Consider the following 13,999-nt stretch of genomic DNA (forward strand, 5'->3'; position numbering starts at 1 on the left):
GCTCAGCCCTGAAGGGCGAGTCGCCGGAGGGTGGCGAGCACGTCGTCGAGCCAGGCGAGCGTCATCCGCTCGTACGCGATGCCGCCGCGCAGCACGACGTGCTGGAGCTCCCGCCCGGCGTCGGGCGCTCCGGCGGCCTCGGCCTCGGGTCCTGTGAAGTCGCGCCGCTCCCCCGCGAGATAGTGCGCGAGCCGGTCGGCGTGCGCCGCGCGGTGCCGCTCGACCTCGCGGATCAGGGCGACCGGGTCGTCGAAGGCCGCGCCGCGGATCTTCACGGCGAGCTCGTGCCGGACGCTCTCGGGTTCGATCGGCTCGTGCAGCCACTGGGAGAGCGCGGCCCGGCCGGGGGCGGTGACGGAGTACTCCTTCTTGTCCGGCCGGTCCTGCTGCGCCACCTCGCGGACGTCGATCCAGGCGTCGTTCTCCATGCGCTTGAGGACGCGGTAGATCTGCTGGTGCGTCGCGGCCCAGAAGTACCCGATGGACCGGTCGAACCGCCGGGCCAGCTCATAGCCGGAGCCCGGCTTCTCGAGGAGGGAGACGAGGATCGCGTGCTCGAGCGCCATGCCCGAATCCTTCTATGCAACTCGTTGCATAGACAAGCGGCGCCGTGCAGGTGAGACGCGGCTCACGGCGGATCGGCTCAGGACGGATCGGCTCACGACGGGTCGGCGCCGGCGGGAATCTCGTGGATCCGGCCGTCGACCCCTGCCCGGTAGAGCCTGCCCGCCGCGAATCCGCGCTCGCCCCGCCCGTAGGTGACCTGGGTGGACAGGGGCAGCCCCGACTCGACGGCGCAGAAGCCGTCGCCCTCGACCCGCCAGATCTGCCCTGCCGTATGGGTGGTGATCAGCGGGCGGCCCGCGCTGTCGAGGGTGAGCCCGTCGGGGAGGGCGAGGACGTCGGAGGCGGCCGCGGAGATCCAGCGCCGCGGGTGCGTGGGGTCGTCCACCGGGATCCGGTAGAGGCCGGGGGCGACGGTGGTCTGGATGACGTAGACCTCACGGCCGTCCCGTGACACGGCGATCCCGTTGGGCTGCGGCACCTTGGCCCAGGCGGGGTCGACCCTCCCGTCCGGGGTGACGCGGCCGATGTTCCGGCCGCCCAGGGTCGTGGTGTACACGGTGCCGTCGGCCGCGAGGGCGACGCCGTCGATGCCGCCGAGCCCCTTGGCGTACGTGCTGACCCTGCCCGACTCCGGGTCCACGAGGAGGAGCTTCGATGTCGGAAGGGCGTCGCCGGTGAGCGAGTGCACGAGGTCGTTGCCGGTGCCGACGAGGAGCCGGCCGTCGTCCCGTACGACGATCCCGCCGTTGGCGCCCACGTTCCCGGTGAGCGGCACGGGCGTGCGGCCCGGCGCGTCGATGCGGTAGACGCGGCCGGTGAAGTACGCGGTGGCGAACATCCGGCCCTGCCGGTCGACGGCGATCGACTCGACCCAGTCGGGCAGGTGCGCCACCTCGGCCGGGGGTGCGGATGACGTGGCGGGGCAGGCCGGTGCCGCGTGCGCGGGGGCGGGCGCGAGCACGCTCGCGGCCGCGGCCAGCGCGACCGCCGGTGCGAGGGCGCGGGTGGGCCCGCGCCTGGCGGTGCGGAGCAAGCGGTTCACCTTCGACTTCATCGGCTCACCTTCGGCCCCATCGGTTCATCTGCCTTCTTCATCGGTTCCTCTGCCGTCTCCATCGGCTCCCCTGCCGTCGTCGGGTCGGACTGCCCGGCGAAGTATTGGCTTCGGGCCCTGCGATCACCAGCCCTTCGATGGCGCCGTAATCCGATACCGGCCACGCAGGGCCGGGCCGTACGATCCCGGTCATGCCGAGACCTCATGGCTTCACGTACGACCAGCGCCCCGACGGCACCGTGGTGATCACCCACGGAGCCCACACCGCCGCGACGCTCCGCGGCCCGCGCGCCGAGCAGTTCCTCGCGGAGGCGGAGTCGGGCGACCCCCAGCTGGTGATGGCCCGCTGGACGGCTAACTACAAGCGGGGCAACGAGCGGACCGCGAAGGCACACCCCCGCAACCGCTCGTAGTCCGAGTGAGGTCAGCGGCTCGCCAGGTACTGCATGAGTGAGAAGCCCTCCTCAGCGGCTTCGTACGGGGTCAACTTCACGTCACCGCCCAGGAGTTGACGAGCCGCCAGATGGTCGAGGGAGCAGTTGACGGACTCGACCGCCAGCAAAGTGGTCCCGCTGAAGAGGAGCACCGAGAACGCGTCGGGGTCGTCGCCGTGCACCACCTCGGTCTCGTACCCTTCGCCCTGCCCCGCGATCTGCACGGTGGTCGAGAACTGATCGCTCCAGAACCAGGGCAGTTCGTCGTAGGCGCGGGGCTCGCCGGTCAGGCGCCGGGCGACGAGGCGGGCGTGGCCGACGGCGTTCTGCACCGATTCGAGCCGCCGCCGGGTCCCGGTGCGCGGCTGCGGGAACGCCGCGCAGTCGCCGATGGCCGAGATGTGCGGGTCGCCGGTCAGCAGGTGGGAGTCGACGGTGATGCCGTCGTCCACCGGGAGCCCGGCCGCGGCGGCGAGTTCCGTGCGCGGAGTGACGCCGACGCCGATCAGGACCAGGTCGGCGGGCAGCCGGCGCCCGTCGGCCAGCTCGACCTCCGTCACGTCTCCGCGCCGGTCGCCGTGCAGGGCCGCGACGCCCTGGCCGAACAGGAGTTGGGTGCCCCGCGCCCGGTGCAGCCGTGTGAAGTGTTCGGCGGTCCGTGCCGAGAGGACCCGGGCGAGCGGGCGGTCGAGCGCTTCGACGACCGTCACCTCACAGCCCGACTCCCGTGCCGCGGCGGCGCATTCGAGACCGATGAATCCGGCCCCCACCACCACCGCGCGGCGCGCGGAGCCGAGAGCGGCCCGCAGTGCGGCGGCGTCCTGCGCGGTGCGCAGGGTGTGCACGCCGCGCAGCCCGGCGCCCGGCACGCCGAGCGGGCGCGGCCGGGCCCCGGTGGCCAGGACGAGATGGCCGTACGCGTACGCGGAGCCGTCGTCGAGGCGGACCGTGCGGGCGTCCGGGTCGATGCCCGTCACGGTGCCCCCGACCAGGTCGATCGCCCGGCGCACGTAGTACGTCGCGGGCCGCAGCCACAGCCGGGTCTCGTCCGCCTCGCCCTTGAGGTAGGCCTTGGACAGCGGCGGACGCTCGTACGGGAGGGTGTCCTCGGCGCTGATGAGCGTGATGCTGCCCCGGTAGCCGTGTTCGCGCAGGGATGCCGCCGTCTGGTAGCCGCCCTGTCCGGCGCCGACGATGACGACGGACGCGGGGTGTGTGCTGTCGTCCGTCATCAGTACTGCCGTTCCGGGAGGTGGACGATCAGGCCGTCCATGGCGTCGGTCACCGTGAGCTGGCAGCTCAGGCGGCTGGTGGGGCGGCGCGGGCAGGCGGCGAAGCCGAGCATGTGGTCCTCGTCGGGGTGTGCGGGCTCCAGTTGGTCGAGGCTCGTCTCGTCCACGTAGACGTGGCAGGTGGCGCACTGCGCGTTGCCGCCGCACTGGGCGACGATGCCGTCGACGTCGTTGAAGACGGCACCGCGCATGACGCTGGTGCCGACGGGGACGTCGATGGTCCGCGCGGTCTCGTCGACGGCGACGTACGTGATTTTGGGCATGGCGGAACTCCTCGGTGCTCCTCGACGGCGTCCGGCCGCGCGCGAGGGCGCGCCGTGGCACGGAGGGCAGCGGTCGAGTGGAATCGATGGAAAGAGAGGGAAAGGAAAGGGGAAGGCGAAGGGGGTGCCGCCTGCGGCCGGTGGGGGACGCGACACCCCTGCCGACTCGCCCTCACACTCGGGCCGTGCGGACACGCGATGTCCTCGGCCATGGGTGGGGCGGCGCGTTGGAACGTACCAGAGGAGTTGCGGGCGCGCTAGGGCGTGTCCGATGGGGCGTGGGCGCGATTGTGGTGCGTGTGTGCCGTGCGGTGCGCCTTCACCTCGCCGTCCCCGTCGCCTCCGCCTCCCGCGTCGCCTCCCCCGTCGCCTCCGTCTTCGCCTTCACCTTCGGCAGGCGGTGTGTCATGAAGGGCCTGCTGGTGGTGAACTCCCTGAATTTCAGGGCGGCTTCGGACAGGTACAGGTCGCGGTTGCGGACCAGGGTGAGCACCCGGTGGCAGTCGGGCGCGTCCACGTGCACCCAGGCGACCGGGGCGAAGGCCTCCGTGCCCGCCTGGCGGGACATGGCCGGGATGAGTCCGATGCCCAGGCCCGCGCTGATCATGTCCTGGCTGGCGGCCGGTTCGTCGCCCTCGCAGGACAGCTGCGGCGTGAGCCCCTCCGCCGCGAAGAGCCGGTCGAGGAGCGCTCGCTGCCAGTTGCCGCGCCGCGTGGTGACGAAGGGCTCGTCGGCGATCTCGGGGATCGTGACGCTCTCCCGCCCGTCGAGCCAGTGTCCGGGCGGCACCGCGAGGAGGACCTCCTCGCGGGCGAGCTCGACCGACTCCAGGTTCGGCCCCGCGAGCGGCTGCGACGCGACGCAGAAGTCGACGTCACCGGCGCGCAGCTGACGGGCCATCTCCTCCGCGTTCGACTGGTAGAGCCGCACGTCGGCACGGGGACAGGCGGCCCGGAAGCTGCCGAGGAGATGGGTGACCGTCAGGAGGGTCTCGGACGCGACGGCGACCCGGCCGAGCCCCGTGTCACGGGCGTCGCGCAGGGCCCGACGGCCGTCGTCGAGCTCGCTCAGGGCCCGGTCGACATGGCGCAGGAACATCGCGCCGTACGGGTTGAGGCGGATGCGGCGGCCCTGCCGGTCGAACAGCGGCGTGCCGAGCTCGGCCTCCAGGCGCGCGATCGTGCGGCTGAGCGAGGGCTGGGCGACGCGCAGCTCCTCCGCGGCGCGGCTGATGTGCTCGTACCGGGCGACGGCCTGGAAGTAGCGCAACTGCAGAAGATCCACGATCCACCTTCACTTATGCCTGCCGAAGCATCTTCACATGACTGAACCGGTCTTGGAAGTGCATAAGCGATTCTCCCTACGGTCTCCCATGGGTCACCGCGCAGGTGCCGGGCAACGGCGCCCGTCACCTGCACACGCGACGCGGTTCCCGCCCCCGTCCACGCGACCGCCCCACCCCTCCGGAGGGGCCGCGCGTCCGCCCGACCACCCAGGAAGGTCGCACCATGAGCGCTGCGGAGCTGGCCCGACTCCAGTTCGCGGCCACGACCGGCATCCACTGGCTGTTCGTGATCCTCACCATGGGGCTCGTCCCCCTCGTGGCGATCATGCACACCCGGGCCGCGTACACCCGTGATCCCGCCAAGAGAGCCCTCCGGGAGCGCATGACCCGCTTCTGGGGCCAGCTCTACGTCATCAACTACGCGGTCGGCATCGTCACCGGCCTCGTCATGGAGTTCCAGTTCGGGCTGAGCTGGAGCGGCCTGAGCAAGTTCGCGGGCAATGTCTTCGGCGCCCCGCTGGCGCTCGAAACCCTCATCGCCTTCTTCGCCGAGTCCACCTTCCTCGGCATGTGGATCTTCGGCTGGGGCCGGCTGCGCAGAGGCGTGCACGTCACGCTCATCTGGCTGGTCACCCTGACCGCGTACGCCTCCGGGTACTGGATCATGATCGCCAACGGCTTCATGCAGCACCCCGTCGGCTACGACGTGCGCGACGGCGCCGCCTACTTGACCGACTTCGGGGCGCTGCTCACCAACTCCAGCGCCCTGGTCGCGCTCGGCCACGTCGCGCTCGCCGCGCTCACGACGGGCGGCGTCTTCGTCGCCGGGGTCAGCGCCTACCACTTCCTGCGGCGCACCGAGGAGGTCGAGCTGTTCCGCGGCTCGCTGCGCCTGGGCCTGTGGGTGTCCGCGGTGGCCTCGTTCTTCGTCGTGGTCGTCGGCGAGATGCAGCGGCCCGTCATCGAGCGGACCCAGCCCATGAAGGACGCGGTCCTGGAGAACAGCGGCGTCGCCGAGGCGCAGGCGCGGCTCGTCGAGAAGTACGGGCCCGGCGACTACGTGCCCTGGCAGGACACGATGCGGATCTCGATGGACGTGATGACGGTCATCGGCAACACCGTGTCCACCCTCACGCTCATCGCCGTCGTCCTGCTGTGGAAGGACCGCCTGATGCGCTGGCGGCCCGCCCTGTGGATCCTCGTCGCGACGGTCCCGTTCCCCTTCGTCGCCGGTGCGGGCGGCTGGGTCGTCCGCGAGGTCGGGCGCCAACCCTGGCTCGTGTACGGCGAGTTGACGGTCGACGACGCGCTCTCCGGCGTCAGCACGGCCTCGCTCGCCGTGTCCTGCACCGTCTTCATCGCCGTCTTCCTCGCCCTTGCGGTGACGAACTGGACCCTGATCACCCGCTTCGCCCGCCGCGGCCCGGACGCCACCCAGCTCGGCGCCGCCGAGCCGCTCCCCGCCGAGGCCGACCCGGTCGGCGCCTCCGTGATCTGACTCCTCTTGTCCCTTGCACCTCCCTGTCCTTGAAGAAAGTTGAGCGAAATGAGTCTGGAGACCTGCTGGCTGGCCCTCCTCGGCCTGCTCCTCGCCGGGTACTTCGTCCTCGGCGGCTACGACTACGGCGTACAGATGCTGCATCCCTGGCTCGGCGGGAGGAGCGGGCGGGAGGTCGACCGGAATAGCGCCCTCGACGCCATCGCGCCGTTCTTCCTGGGCAACGAGGTCTGGCTGGTCGCCTTCGCCGGCGTCCTGTTCGGCGCCTTCCCGCATCTGGAAGGCACCCTTCTGTCCGGCCTGTACCCGCTGATCGTGGCGATCCTCGTCGGCCTCGTCCTCGGCAACGCGGCCGTCCAGCTGCGCGGGCGCGCCCACAGCGCGCGCGGCCGCCGCCGGTGGGACGCCCTGATCGTGTTCGGCGGCGCGCTCCCCGCCGCGTGCTGGGGACTCGTGGTGGGACTGCTGCTGCACGGCGTGCCCCGCCGGGCCGACGGCAGTTTCCACGTCGGGTTCGGCGCCGTGTTCTCGCCGTTCGTGCTGGCCTGCGGCATCACCACCGCGCTGCTCTTCGCGGCGCACGGCGCGGCCTTCGTCGCGCTGCGCTCCGCCCCGGATCTCGCCGTCACGGCACGGCACTTGGGTGCCGGGCTGCTGCGTGCGGCGGGCGCCGTGGGCTGTCTTCCGCTGCTCCTCACGCTCTTCGGCGCGGGCGCCTCGATGACGAACCGCGCGACCTCGGCGGTCATCGCCGTCCTGTTCGCGGCGGCGCTGACCGGTGCCTGGTGGTCCCTCTCCCATGGGCACCACGTCCGGGCGTTCGTGGCCACGTGCTGCGCGACGGCGCTGCCCGTGCTGCTCGTGGGGGCAGGCCACTACCCGTACGTCCTGATCAGCTCGGCGGGTTCGGGGCTGACCGTCGGTCACGCCGTCACGGACGACGCCACCTTGAAGATCCTGAGCGTGTTCGGGGTCCTGGTGGTCCCGGTGATCCTCGCGTACCAGGCGTGGAGCTGGTGGGCGTTCCGGGGGCGGACGGGCCGCCGCCACCCGAGCTACTTCTGAGCCGGGCCATTTCCGAGCCGGGCCATTTCTGAGCCGACGACGTGAGCGTGAGGGAGAGGGACTCCGGATGAAACCGGTCGAACGGCGTCTGCTGCGGGAACTTCCGGTGCTGCGGCGCCATATGACGTACTCCACGGCGCTCGCGCTGCTCGGCGCCGGGCTCGTCGTCGCGCAGGCGGTGCTCCTCGCGACGGTCCTCGCGGACGGGTTCGGCGGGCACGTCAACGAGCACGTCACCGGGTACTTCGCCGGGGACGGGGGCCAGGTCGGGCCGTTGGTCGCGCTGGGTGCCGTCATGGCGCTGCGGGCGCTTCTCGCCTGGGTCCGCGGGACGCTCGCGCAGCGCGCCGCGGCCGACGCCAAGCGCGCGCTGCGGGACCGGATCACCGGGTGGCTGCGGCACGCCGACCCGCTGCGCCTCGCGGCCCACCGTCACGGCGAGACGGCGACGCTGCTCACCCGGGGCCTCGACTCCCTGGATCCGTACGTCATCGGCTACCTGCCCACGATGGCGGCCGCCGCCGTGGTGCCCCTGACGGTCGTCGCCTGGCTGCTGTGGACCGACTGGACCTCGGCGCTCATCATCGTCGTGACCCTGCCGCTGATCCCCGTGTTCGGCGCGCTGGTCGGCCTGCACACCGCACGGCGTACCGCACGGCAGTGGCAGTTGCTCGCCCGCCTCGGCGGTCACTTCCTGGACGTGGTGGCGGGGCTTGCGACGCTGCGGGCGTTCGGCCGCGGGCGGCACCAGGCCCGGGTGGTGGGCGAGATGGCCGAGGCGCACCGGCGGGCCACGATGCGGACGCTGCGCGTGGCGTTCCTCTCCTCCTTCGTCCTGGAGACGGTCGCCACGCTGTCCGTGGCGCTGGTGGCCGTCCCTGTCGGGCTGCGGCTGCTCGGCGGCGAGACGGATCTGCGGACGGCGCTGGTCGTCCTGTTCCTCGCCCCCGAGGCATATCTGCCGCTGCGGGCCATGGGGGCGGCGTTCCACGACAGCGCGGAGGGTGTGACGGTGGCGGAGCGGGTGTTCGCGGTTCTCGACGGGGCCGGGGAGCGGGGCCGGGGCGGCGCCCTCAATGAGCAGGGCAGGCACGCGGCTCCCAGCGACCACCACCGCAAGACCGCCCCCACCCCGGCCCCCCTCCCCCGCACAGCCACGCACCTGCGCCTCGACGACGTCACCGTCCAGTACCCGGGCCGCGCCACCCCCGCCCTCCGACGCGTCTCCCTCTCCGTCCGCCCCGGCGAACACGTCGCCCTGGTCGGCCCGAGCGGCGCGGGCAAGTCCACGCTCCTTGCGCTGCTCCTCGGGTTCGTGACCCCCGAGTCGGGGCGGGTCGAGGTCGGCGGCACCGACCTCGCCCGCCTGGATCCCGACGACTGGCGGTCCCGGGTGGCGTGGGTGCCCCAGCGGCCGCACCTGTTCGCGGCGTCCGTGGCGGACAACATCCGCCTCGGGCGCCCCGACGCGAGCGACGCCGAGGTGCGGCGGGCGGCCCGCGCCGCCTCGGCCGACCTCTTCGTCGAGGAGCTGCCGGAGGCGTACGACACGCCGCTCGGCGAGCACGGTGCCGGGCTCTCCGCAGGTCAGCGCCAACGGATCGCCCTGGCCCGGGCGTTCCTCAAGGACGCCCCCGTACTGCTCCTCGACGAGCCGACCGCCCACCTCGACCCCGAGAGCGAGGCCGCCGTCACGCGCGCCACGGTCGGCCTCATGCGCGGCCGGACCGCGGTGGTCGTCGCGCACCGCACGAGCCTGCTGCCCCACGCCGACCGGGTCGTCACGGTACGGGCGGGCCGCGTCGACCTGCCCCGACCGGCACCCGCGCAGGGCCTGGTGACCTCATGACCGCACCCGCGCGGGCCGACTCCGTCACGGGCGTACGTGAAGAGACCGGCGCCCCCATCCCCGTACCCCCCATACCCCCCGGAGAGCCCGGTGACCTCATGAGCGCCCACCCCCAGGCCACCGCCGCCCCGGCGCGCGAGCCGCGCCCCACCGTCCGCCTCCTGCGCCACCTCCTCCCGTACTGGCGCAGGCTGCTGCCCGCCGCGCTCGCCGCGGCGGGCAGCGAACTCGCCGCCACGGCGCTGATGGCCACCGCCTCCTGGCTCATCACCCGCGCCGCCGAACAGCCGCCGCTCGCGTCGGTGAGCCTCGCGATCGTCGCGGTGCGCGCCCTGGCCCTGGGGCGCGGCGCGCTGCGCTACGCCGACCGGCTCCTCGGCCACGACGGCGTGCTGCGGGCCGTCGCGGGCTTCCGCACCCGGGTGTACGAGGCGCTCGTGCCGCTCGCCCCCGCGGGCACCCCCGCCTTCCGCAGCGGCGACCTGCTGACCCGCCTCGTCGACGACGTCGACGCCGCGCAGGACCTGCTCCTGAGGGTGCTGATCCCGGCCGCGGCCGCCTGCGCGGTCGCGGCCACCGCCACCGGCCTCGCCACGGCGCTGCTGCCGCAGGCGGGCATCCTGCTGGGGCTGCTCCTGGCCGTGGCGGGGCTGCTCGTGCCCGCCCTGGTGCTCACGCTGTCCCGCCGCGCGGGCCACGCGGAGAAGGCAGCGCGCGCAGAACTCGCCGCGCTCACCGTCGACTTGACCCAAGGAGCCGCGGACCTGGCCGCGTACGGCGCCCGCGGCCGTGCCGACGAGCGGGCCCGGGGCGCCGCCGCCCGGGTCGCCGCGCTCGAACGTCACCAGGCCCTCACCACCTCCCTCGCCTCGGCCGCGGTCCTGCTGCTCCAGGGCGGCGCGACGGTCGGCGTCACGTGGCTCGCGCTGGACGCCCACGCGGACGGCGCGCTGCCCGCCGTGCACCTCACCGTCCTCGCGGTCCTCGCGCTCGTCTCCTTCGAGGCCCTCGCCCCGCTGCCCGCCGCCGCCCGCCGCCTCGCCGAAGTGCGGGCGTCCGCGCGCCGGTTGGCCGACCTCTTCGACACGCCGCCCCCGGTCACCGACCCGCCCGCCCCGGCCCGGCTCCCCACCGACGGGCCGCTCGGCGTGGACATCGCCGGCCTGCGGGTGCGCCACCGCCCCGACGGCCCGGCGGCCCTGGACGGAGTGACCCTGCGGCTGCCGCCCGGGCGCCGCACCGTCCTGCTCGGTGCCAGCGGCTCCGGCAAGTCGACGCTCATCGCGGCGCTCATGCGGTTCGTGCCGTACGAGGCCGGGAGCGTCCGCGTCGGCGGGCGCGAACTGCGGGACTGCACGGGCGACGACGCCCGCCGGGCGATCACCGGCATGACGCAGGACGCCCACGTCTTCCACACCACGATCCGCGCCAACCTGCTCCTCGCCCGCCCCGACGCCACGGACGCCGACCTGCGCGAAGCCGCCCGCAGGGCCCGGCTCCTGGACTGGGTCGCGTCGCTGCCCGACCGCTGGGACACCCTCCTCGGCGAGGACGGCGCCGCGATGTCGGGCGGCCAGCGCCGGCGCCTGCTCCTGGCCCGCGCGCTCCTCGCCGACCCGCCCGTCCTCGTCCTGGACGAACCCACCGAGGGACTCGACCCCGACACCGCCGCCGCCGTGCTCGCCGACATCCTCGACGCCACCCGCGGCCGCACCACGCTCCTGGTCACCCACGACCGGTCGGGCCTCGCCGCGGCCGACCAGGTCGTGACCCTCGACCGGGGCCGGATCCGACCCGTGGACCTCACAGAGTTCGCCTGACGGGCCCGGCCGCCGCGTCCGGCCCCGCTACCGGCCGTTCATACGGCGGACAGCTCCTCCTCCCCCTTCCGACCGGAGAGTCGTCACGGCCTGACCGGAGTGTGGACCCGTCATGTTCGCGACATGAAAGGGACCCCCTCCATGGCTCAGCCCCGCAGGGCCCGCTCCGCCCTCGGCCGCCTCGCCCTCGCCCCGGCGTGCGCGGCACTCGCGGCGCTCACCGCGACCGCGCCCGCCACGAGCGCCCTCCCGACCACCACCGCACCATCCGCCGCCGCAAGGACCGCCACCCCGTCGCCCACCGCCCCGCTCCCCGCCGTCACCCCCACCGCCGAGACCCCCGCCCTCCACGACGACGAAGCGGGCGGCAACGCCGACGCCGACGACCCCGCGATCTGGCGCAACCCCGCCGACCCCGACCGCAGCCTGGTCATCGCCACCGCCAAGGAGGGCGGCCTGCGCGTGTACGACCTCGACGCGCGCGTGGTGCAGTCGGTCCCGGCGCCCGCCGCGCCCGGCCCGGACGACGCGCCGGGCCGCTTCAACAACGTCGACCTGGTGCACGGCCTCCGCCTGCCGTCGGGCCGCGCCGACCTGGCCGTGACCAGCGACCGCGGCAGCGACCGGCTGCGCGTCCACCGCATCGACCGCGACCGCGCCGGCGGCCCGCTCGTCGACGTCACGGATCCGTCCGCGCCCGCCGTCTTCTCGTCATCGCAGGACGAGATCAACGACCAGCGCACCGCGTACGGCCTCGCGACCTGGACCGACCCGTCGACCGGCCGCTCCTATGCCGTCGTCAGCCGGCGCGAGCGCACCCGCGTCGCGCTCCTCCAGCTGACCGCGCGCTCCGACGGCACGGTCGGCTACCGCAAGCTCCGGACGCTCGACCTGCCCCGCACCTTCCGCCTGCCGAACGGCGCCACCTGGTCGCCCTGCGCCGAGCCCGGCGAACTGCCGCAGGTCGAGGGGATGGTCGTGGACCCCGCCACCGGCACGCTGTACGCGGGCCAGGAGGACGTCGGCATCTGGCGGCTCCGCGCCGACCTGACCGGCAAGCCCCACCTCGTCGACAAGGTACGGGAGTACGGCGTCCCGGGGACGTACGACGAAGCGGCCGACGAGTGCGTCGCGGGCGCCGACCCCGGCTACGGCGGCAAGCACCTGACGGCCGACGTCGAGGGCCTGACGCTGCTGACGGAGGACGACGGCGACGGCCGTCTGCTCGCCTCGAGCCAGGGCGACCACACCTTCGCCGCCTACGACCGCGAGCTGTCCGACCACAACGCGTACGAGGGCGGCTTCCGCGTCACCCCGGCGTCCGCCGCCCTCGACGGCTCGGAGGAGTGCGACGGCGCCGCCGTCCTCAACCGGCCGCTCGGCGCCAGGTATCCGCACGGCCTGCTCGTCGTCCAGGACGGCCACGACGCACCCGGAGACCCCGAACGCCCCTCCACCAACTTCAAGTTCGTGGACCTCGGCAAGGTGCGCGACGCCCTCGACGACTGAGGCGGCCCCCGCGTCGCCGTGCTAGCTCAGCCGGGTCGCGGCGTACACGTCGATGGCGGCCTTGTGGTACGCGGCCAGGCCCGGCGCGATCGACTCGTACCCGGCGCGCCAGTGCGGGTTCTCCACGCAGGAGCGCCCGATCGCGCGGTACTCGTCGGCGGTGGCCGCCCGGATCCGGGCCAGGGTGCGGTACTGGGTGTCGATCTCGGCCTGCACCTCGTCGGCGTCGGCGGGCAGGCCGAGGGCGAGCAGCTCGGCGAGCCGGACCAGCTGCGCCGTGCGCTCGCGTTCGTCGGCAGACCTCTCGGCCTCGCTCAGCGCCGCCGCGTGCCGCACGACGGCCTCGACCAGGTCCGGGAAGTCCCGCAGGCCCTTCATGTACCGGGCGGGCCTGATGCCCTCGAACAGGTTCTCCGGGCGACTGACGCTCGTCATCTCCGTACCGTCCTTCCTGGACTGTTCCAGTGCGCTGATCGTGCGCGCGACCGTGGCGGCCAGGGCGTCGAGCCGGTCGCGCTCGTCGAGGAGCCGGCGGTGGTGGCCGCGCAGGGCCTGAAGCTCGTCGACCTGCTCCGCCAGGACCCGGCCGATGTCGGCGAGTCCCAGGCCCAGCGCCCGCAGCACGAGGATCTGCTGAAGCCTCAGCAGCTGGCGCTCCTCGTAGTAGCGGCGCCCGCTGTCGCCGGTCCTGGCCGGCGACAGCAGGCCGACCTCGTCGTAGTGCCGCAGCGTCCGGGCGGTCACGCCCGACATCCGGGCGACCTTCTCGATCGGCCAGGCCATCGCCGACTCCCCACGCGTGCTCCACCGGCCGTGTTCCCCCGGCCTGTCCACGACGGTAGAAGCTGCCGGTGCGGCAGCTTCAAGCCCGGCGCCCGGATTGCCCCCGCGTCGGGACCCGGGCCCTGGTCGCGCACGCGACCTGCGTCAAGGCGCTGTGCGCGGCCCTCCGCGCGCCCTACACTCGTCTGGCCCCATGGGGTGATGCAGCACGCCACATCGGCTCGGATGGTGACCGGATGGCAGAAGTCCCGTTGGCGGAGGCGATCGCCCGGCTCCGGCGCGAACTGCAGGACGCGATCGCGGCCGGGCAGGGAGAACAGCTCAAGTTCGAACTCGACGCCGTGGTCCTGGAGTTGGAGGTCGCGCTCAGCACGGGGGCCGGGGCCGGGGCCAAGGCCGGTTTCTGGAGCGTGCTGACGGCCGAGGCGACCGCCGACCACCGCCGGGGCTCGACGCACCGGCTCACCCTGACCCTGACGCCCCGCCTCGCCGACGCGCCCGACGGCCGCCGCGTCCAGGTGGGCGACGCGATGACCACCCGGCCGTCCGCCGTGCGGCCCGAGTGAGGCCGAAGGGCCA

The 13,999-nt window shown here is 73.8% G+C and carries 13 protein-coding genes; 7 read left to right on the forward strand and 6 right to left on the reverse strand.

Annotation, left to right across the window (positions count from 1 at the left end):
* Nucleotides 1-2: 2 nt before the first annotated feature.
* Nucleotides 3-566 carry a PadR family transcriptional regulator gene (locus ACFWZ5_RS09675; protein WP_384792106.1) on the reverse strand — a complete coding sequence of 188 codons (564 nt, stop codon included), beginning with the start codon at nt 564-566 and terminating at the stop codon, nt 3-5.
* A gap of 92 nt (nt 567-658) precedes the next feature.
* Nucleotides 659-1,621, reverse strand: a complete 963-nt coding sequence (locus ACFWZ5_RS09680) for an SMP-30/gluconolactonase/LRE family protein (protein ID WP_384792103.1) — start codon at nt 1,619-1,621, stop codon at nt 659-661.
* A 191-nt stretch (nt 1,622-1,812) separates the two neighbouring features.
* Here ACFWZ5_RS09680 and ACFWZ5_RS09685 point away from each other — a divergent pair, with 191 nt between their 5' ends.
* Nucleotides 1,813-2,034 (forward strand): hypothetical protein, encoded by a 222-nt coding sequence (locus ACFWZ5_RS09685; RefSeq protein WP_384792100.1) that lies wholly within the window; start codon nt 1,813-1,815, stop codon nt 2,032-2,034.
* 11 nt (nt 2,035-2,045) lie between these two features.
* Here the strand turns inward: ACFWZ5_RS09685 and ACFWZ5_RS09690 are convergent, their stop codons facing one another.
* The 3 genes from ACFWZ5_RS09690 to ACFWZ5_RS09700 form a co-directional block, all read right to left on the reverse strand.
* Nucleotides 2,046-3,287 carry an NAD(P)/FAD-dependent oxidoreductase gene (locus tag ACFWZ5_RS09690; RefSeq protein ID WP_384792097.1) on the reverse strand — a complete coding sequence of 414 codons (1,242 nt, stop codon included), beginning with the start codon at nt 3,285-3,287 and terminating at the stop codon, nt 2,046-2,048.
* Complete coding sequence (locus ACFWZ5_RS09695; protein WP_384792094.1) at nt 3,287-3,610, reverse strand: 2Fe-2S iron-sulfur cluster-binding protein; 324 nt, start codon at nt 3,608-3,610, stop codon at nt 3,287-3,289. Before ACFWZ5_RS09695 ends, ACFWZ5_RS09690 begins: the two co-directional genes overlap by 1 nt.
* Nucleotides 3,611-3,929: 319 nt before the next feature.
* Entirely contained in the window at nt 3,930-4,895 is a 966-nt protein-coding gene (locus ACFWZ5_RS09700) for a LysR family transcriptional regulator (RefSeq protein WP_384792091.1), read from the reverse strand.
* A 224-nt stretch (nt 4,896-5,119) separates the two neighbouring features.
* Here ACFWZ5_RS09700 and ACFWZ5_RS09705 point away from each other — a divergent pair, with 224 nt between their 5' ends.
* From ACFWZ5_RS09705 to ACFWZ5_RS09725, 5 genes are all read left to right on the forward strand, one after another.
* Entirely contained in the window at nt 5,120-6,394 is a 1,275-nt protein-coding gene (locus ACFWZ5_RS09705) for a cytochrome ubiquinol oxidase subunit I (RefSeq protein WP_384792089.1), read from the forward strand.
* A 48-nt stretch (nt 6,395-6,442) separates the two neighbouring features.
* Entirely contained in the window at nt 6,443-7,459 is a 1,017-nt protein-coding gene (cydB, locus tag ACFWZ5_RS09710) for a cytochrome d ubiquinol oxidase subunit II (protein ID WP_384792086.1), read from the forward strand.
* Nucleotides 7,460-7,526: 67 nt separating this feature from the next.
* The gene (gene cydD / locus ACFWZ5_RS09715) at nt 7,527-9,308 is read left to right on the forward strand and encodes a thiol reductant ABC exporter subunit CydD (RefSeq protein WP_384792083.1); all 1,782 of its coding nucleotides are present in this window, start codon (nt 7,527-7,529) and stop codon (nt 9,306-9,308) included.
* Nucleotides 9,305-11,128, forward strand: a complete 1,824-nt coding sequence (gene cydC, locus ACFWZ5_RS09720; protein WP_384890583.1) for a thiol reductant ABC exporter subunit CydC — start codon at nt 9,305-9,307, stop codon at nt 11,126-11,128. Before cydD ends, cydC begins: the two co-directional genes overlap by 4 nt.
* Nucleotides 11,129-11,269: 141 nt before the next feature.
* A complete protein-coding gene (locus ACFWZ5_RS09725) occupies nt 11,270-12,637 on the forward strand; it encodes a phytase (protein WP_384788226.1) in 1,368 nt (455 codons plus the stop codon).
* 21 nt (nt 12,638-12,658) lie between these two features.
* Here ACFWZ5_RS09725 and ACFWZ5_RS09730 read toward each other — a convergent pair whose 3' ends face one another.
* A complete protein-coding gene (locus ACFWZ5_RS09730) occupies nt 12,659-13,420 on the reverse strand; it encodes a MerR family transcriptional regulator (RefSeq protein WP_384788223.1) in 762 nt (253 codons plus the stop codon).
* A gap of 236 nt (nt 13,421-13,656) precedes the next feature.
* Here ACFWZ5_RS09730 and ACFWZ5_RS09735 point away from each other — a divergent pair, with 236 nt between their 5' ends.
* A complete protein-coding gene (locus ACFWZ5_RS09735; RefSeq protein WP_384788221.1) occupies nt 13,657-13,986 on the forward strand; it encodes a trypco2 family protein in 330 nt (109 codons plus the stop codon).
* Nucleotides 13,987-13,999 lie beyond the last annotated feature (13 nt).

Origin of the sequence: Streptomyces sp. NPDC059003 (assembly GCF_042740445.1) — a bacterium.
Lineage (GTDB): Bacteria > Actinomycetota > Actinomycetes > Streptomycetales > Streptomycetaceae > Streptomyces.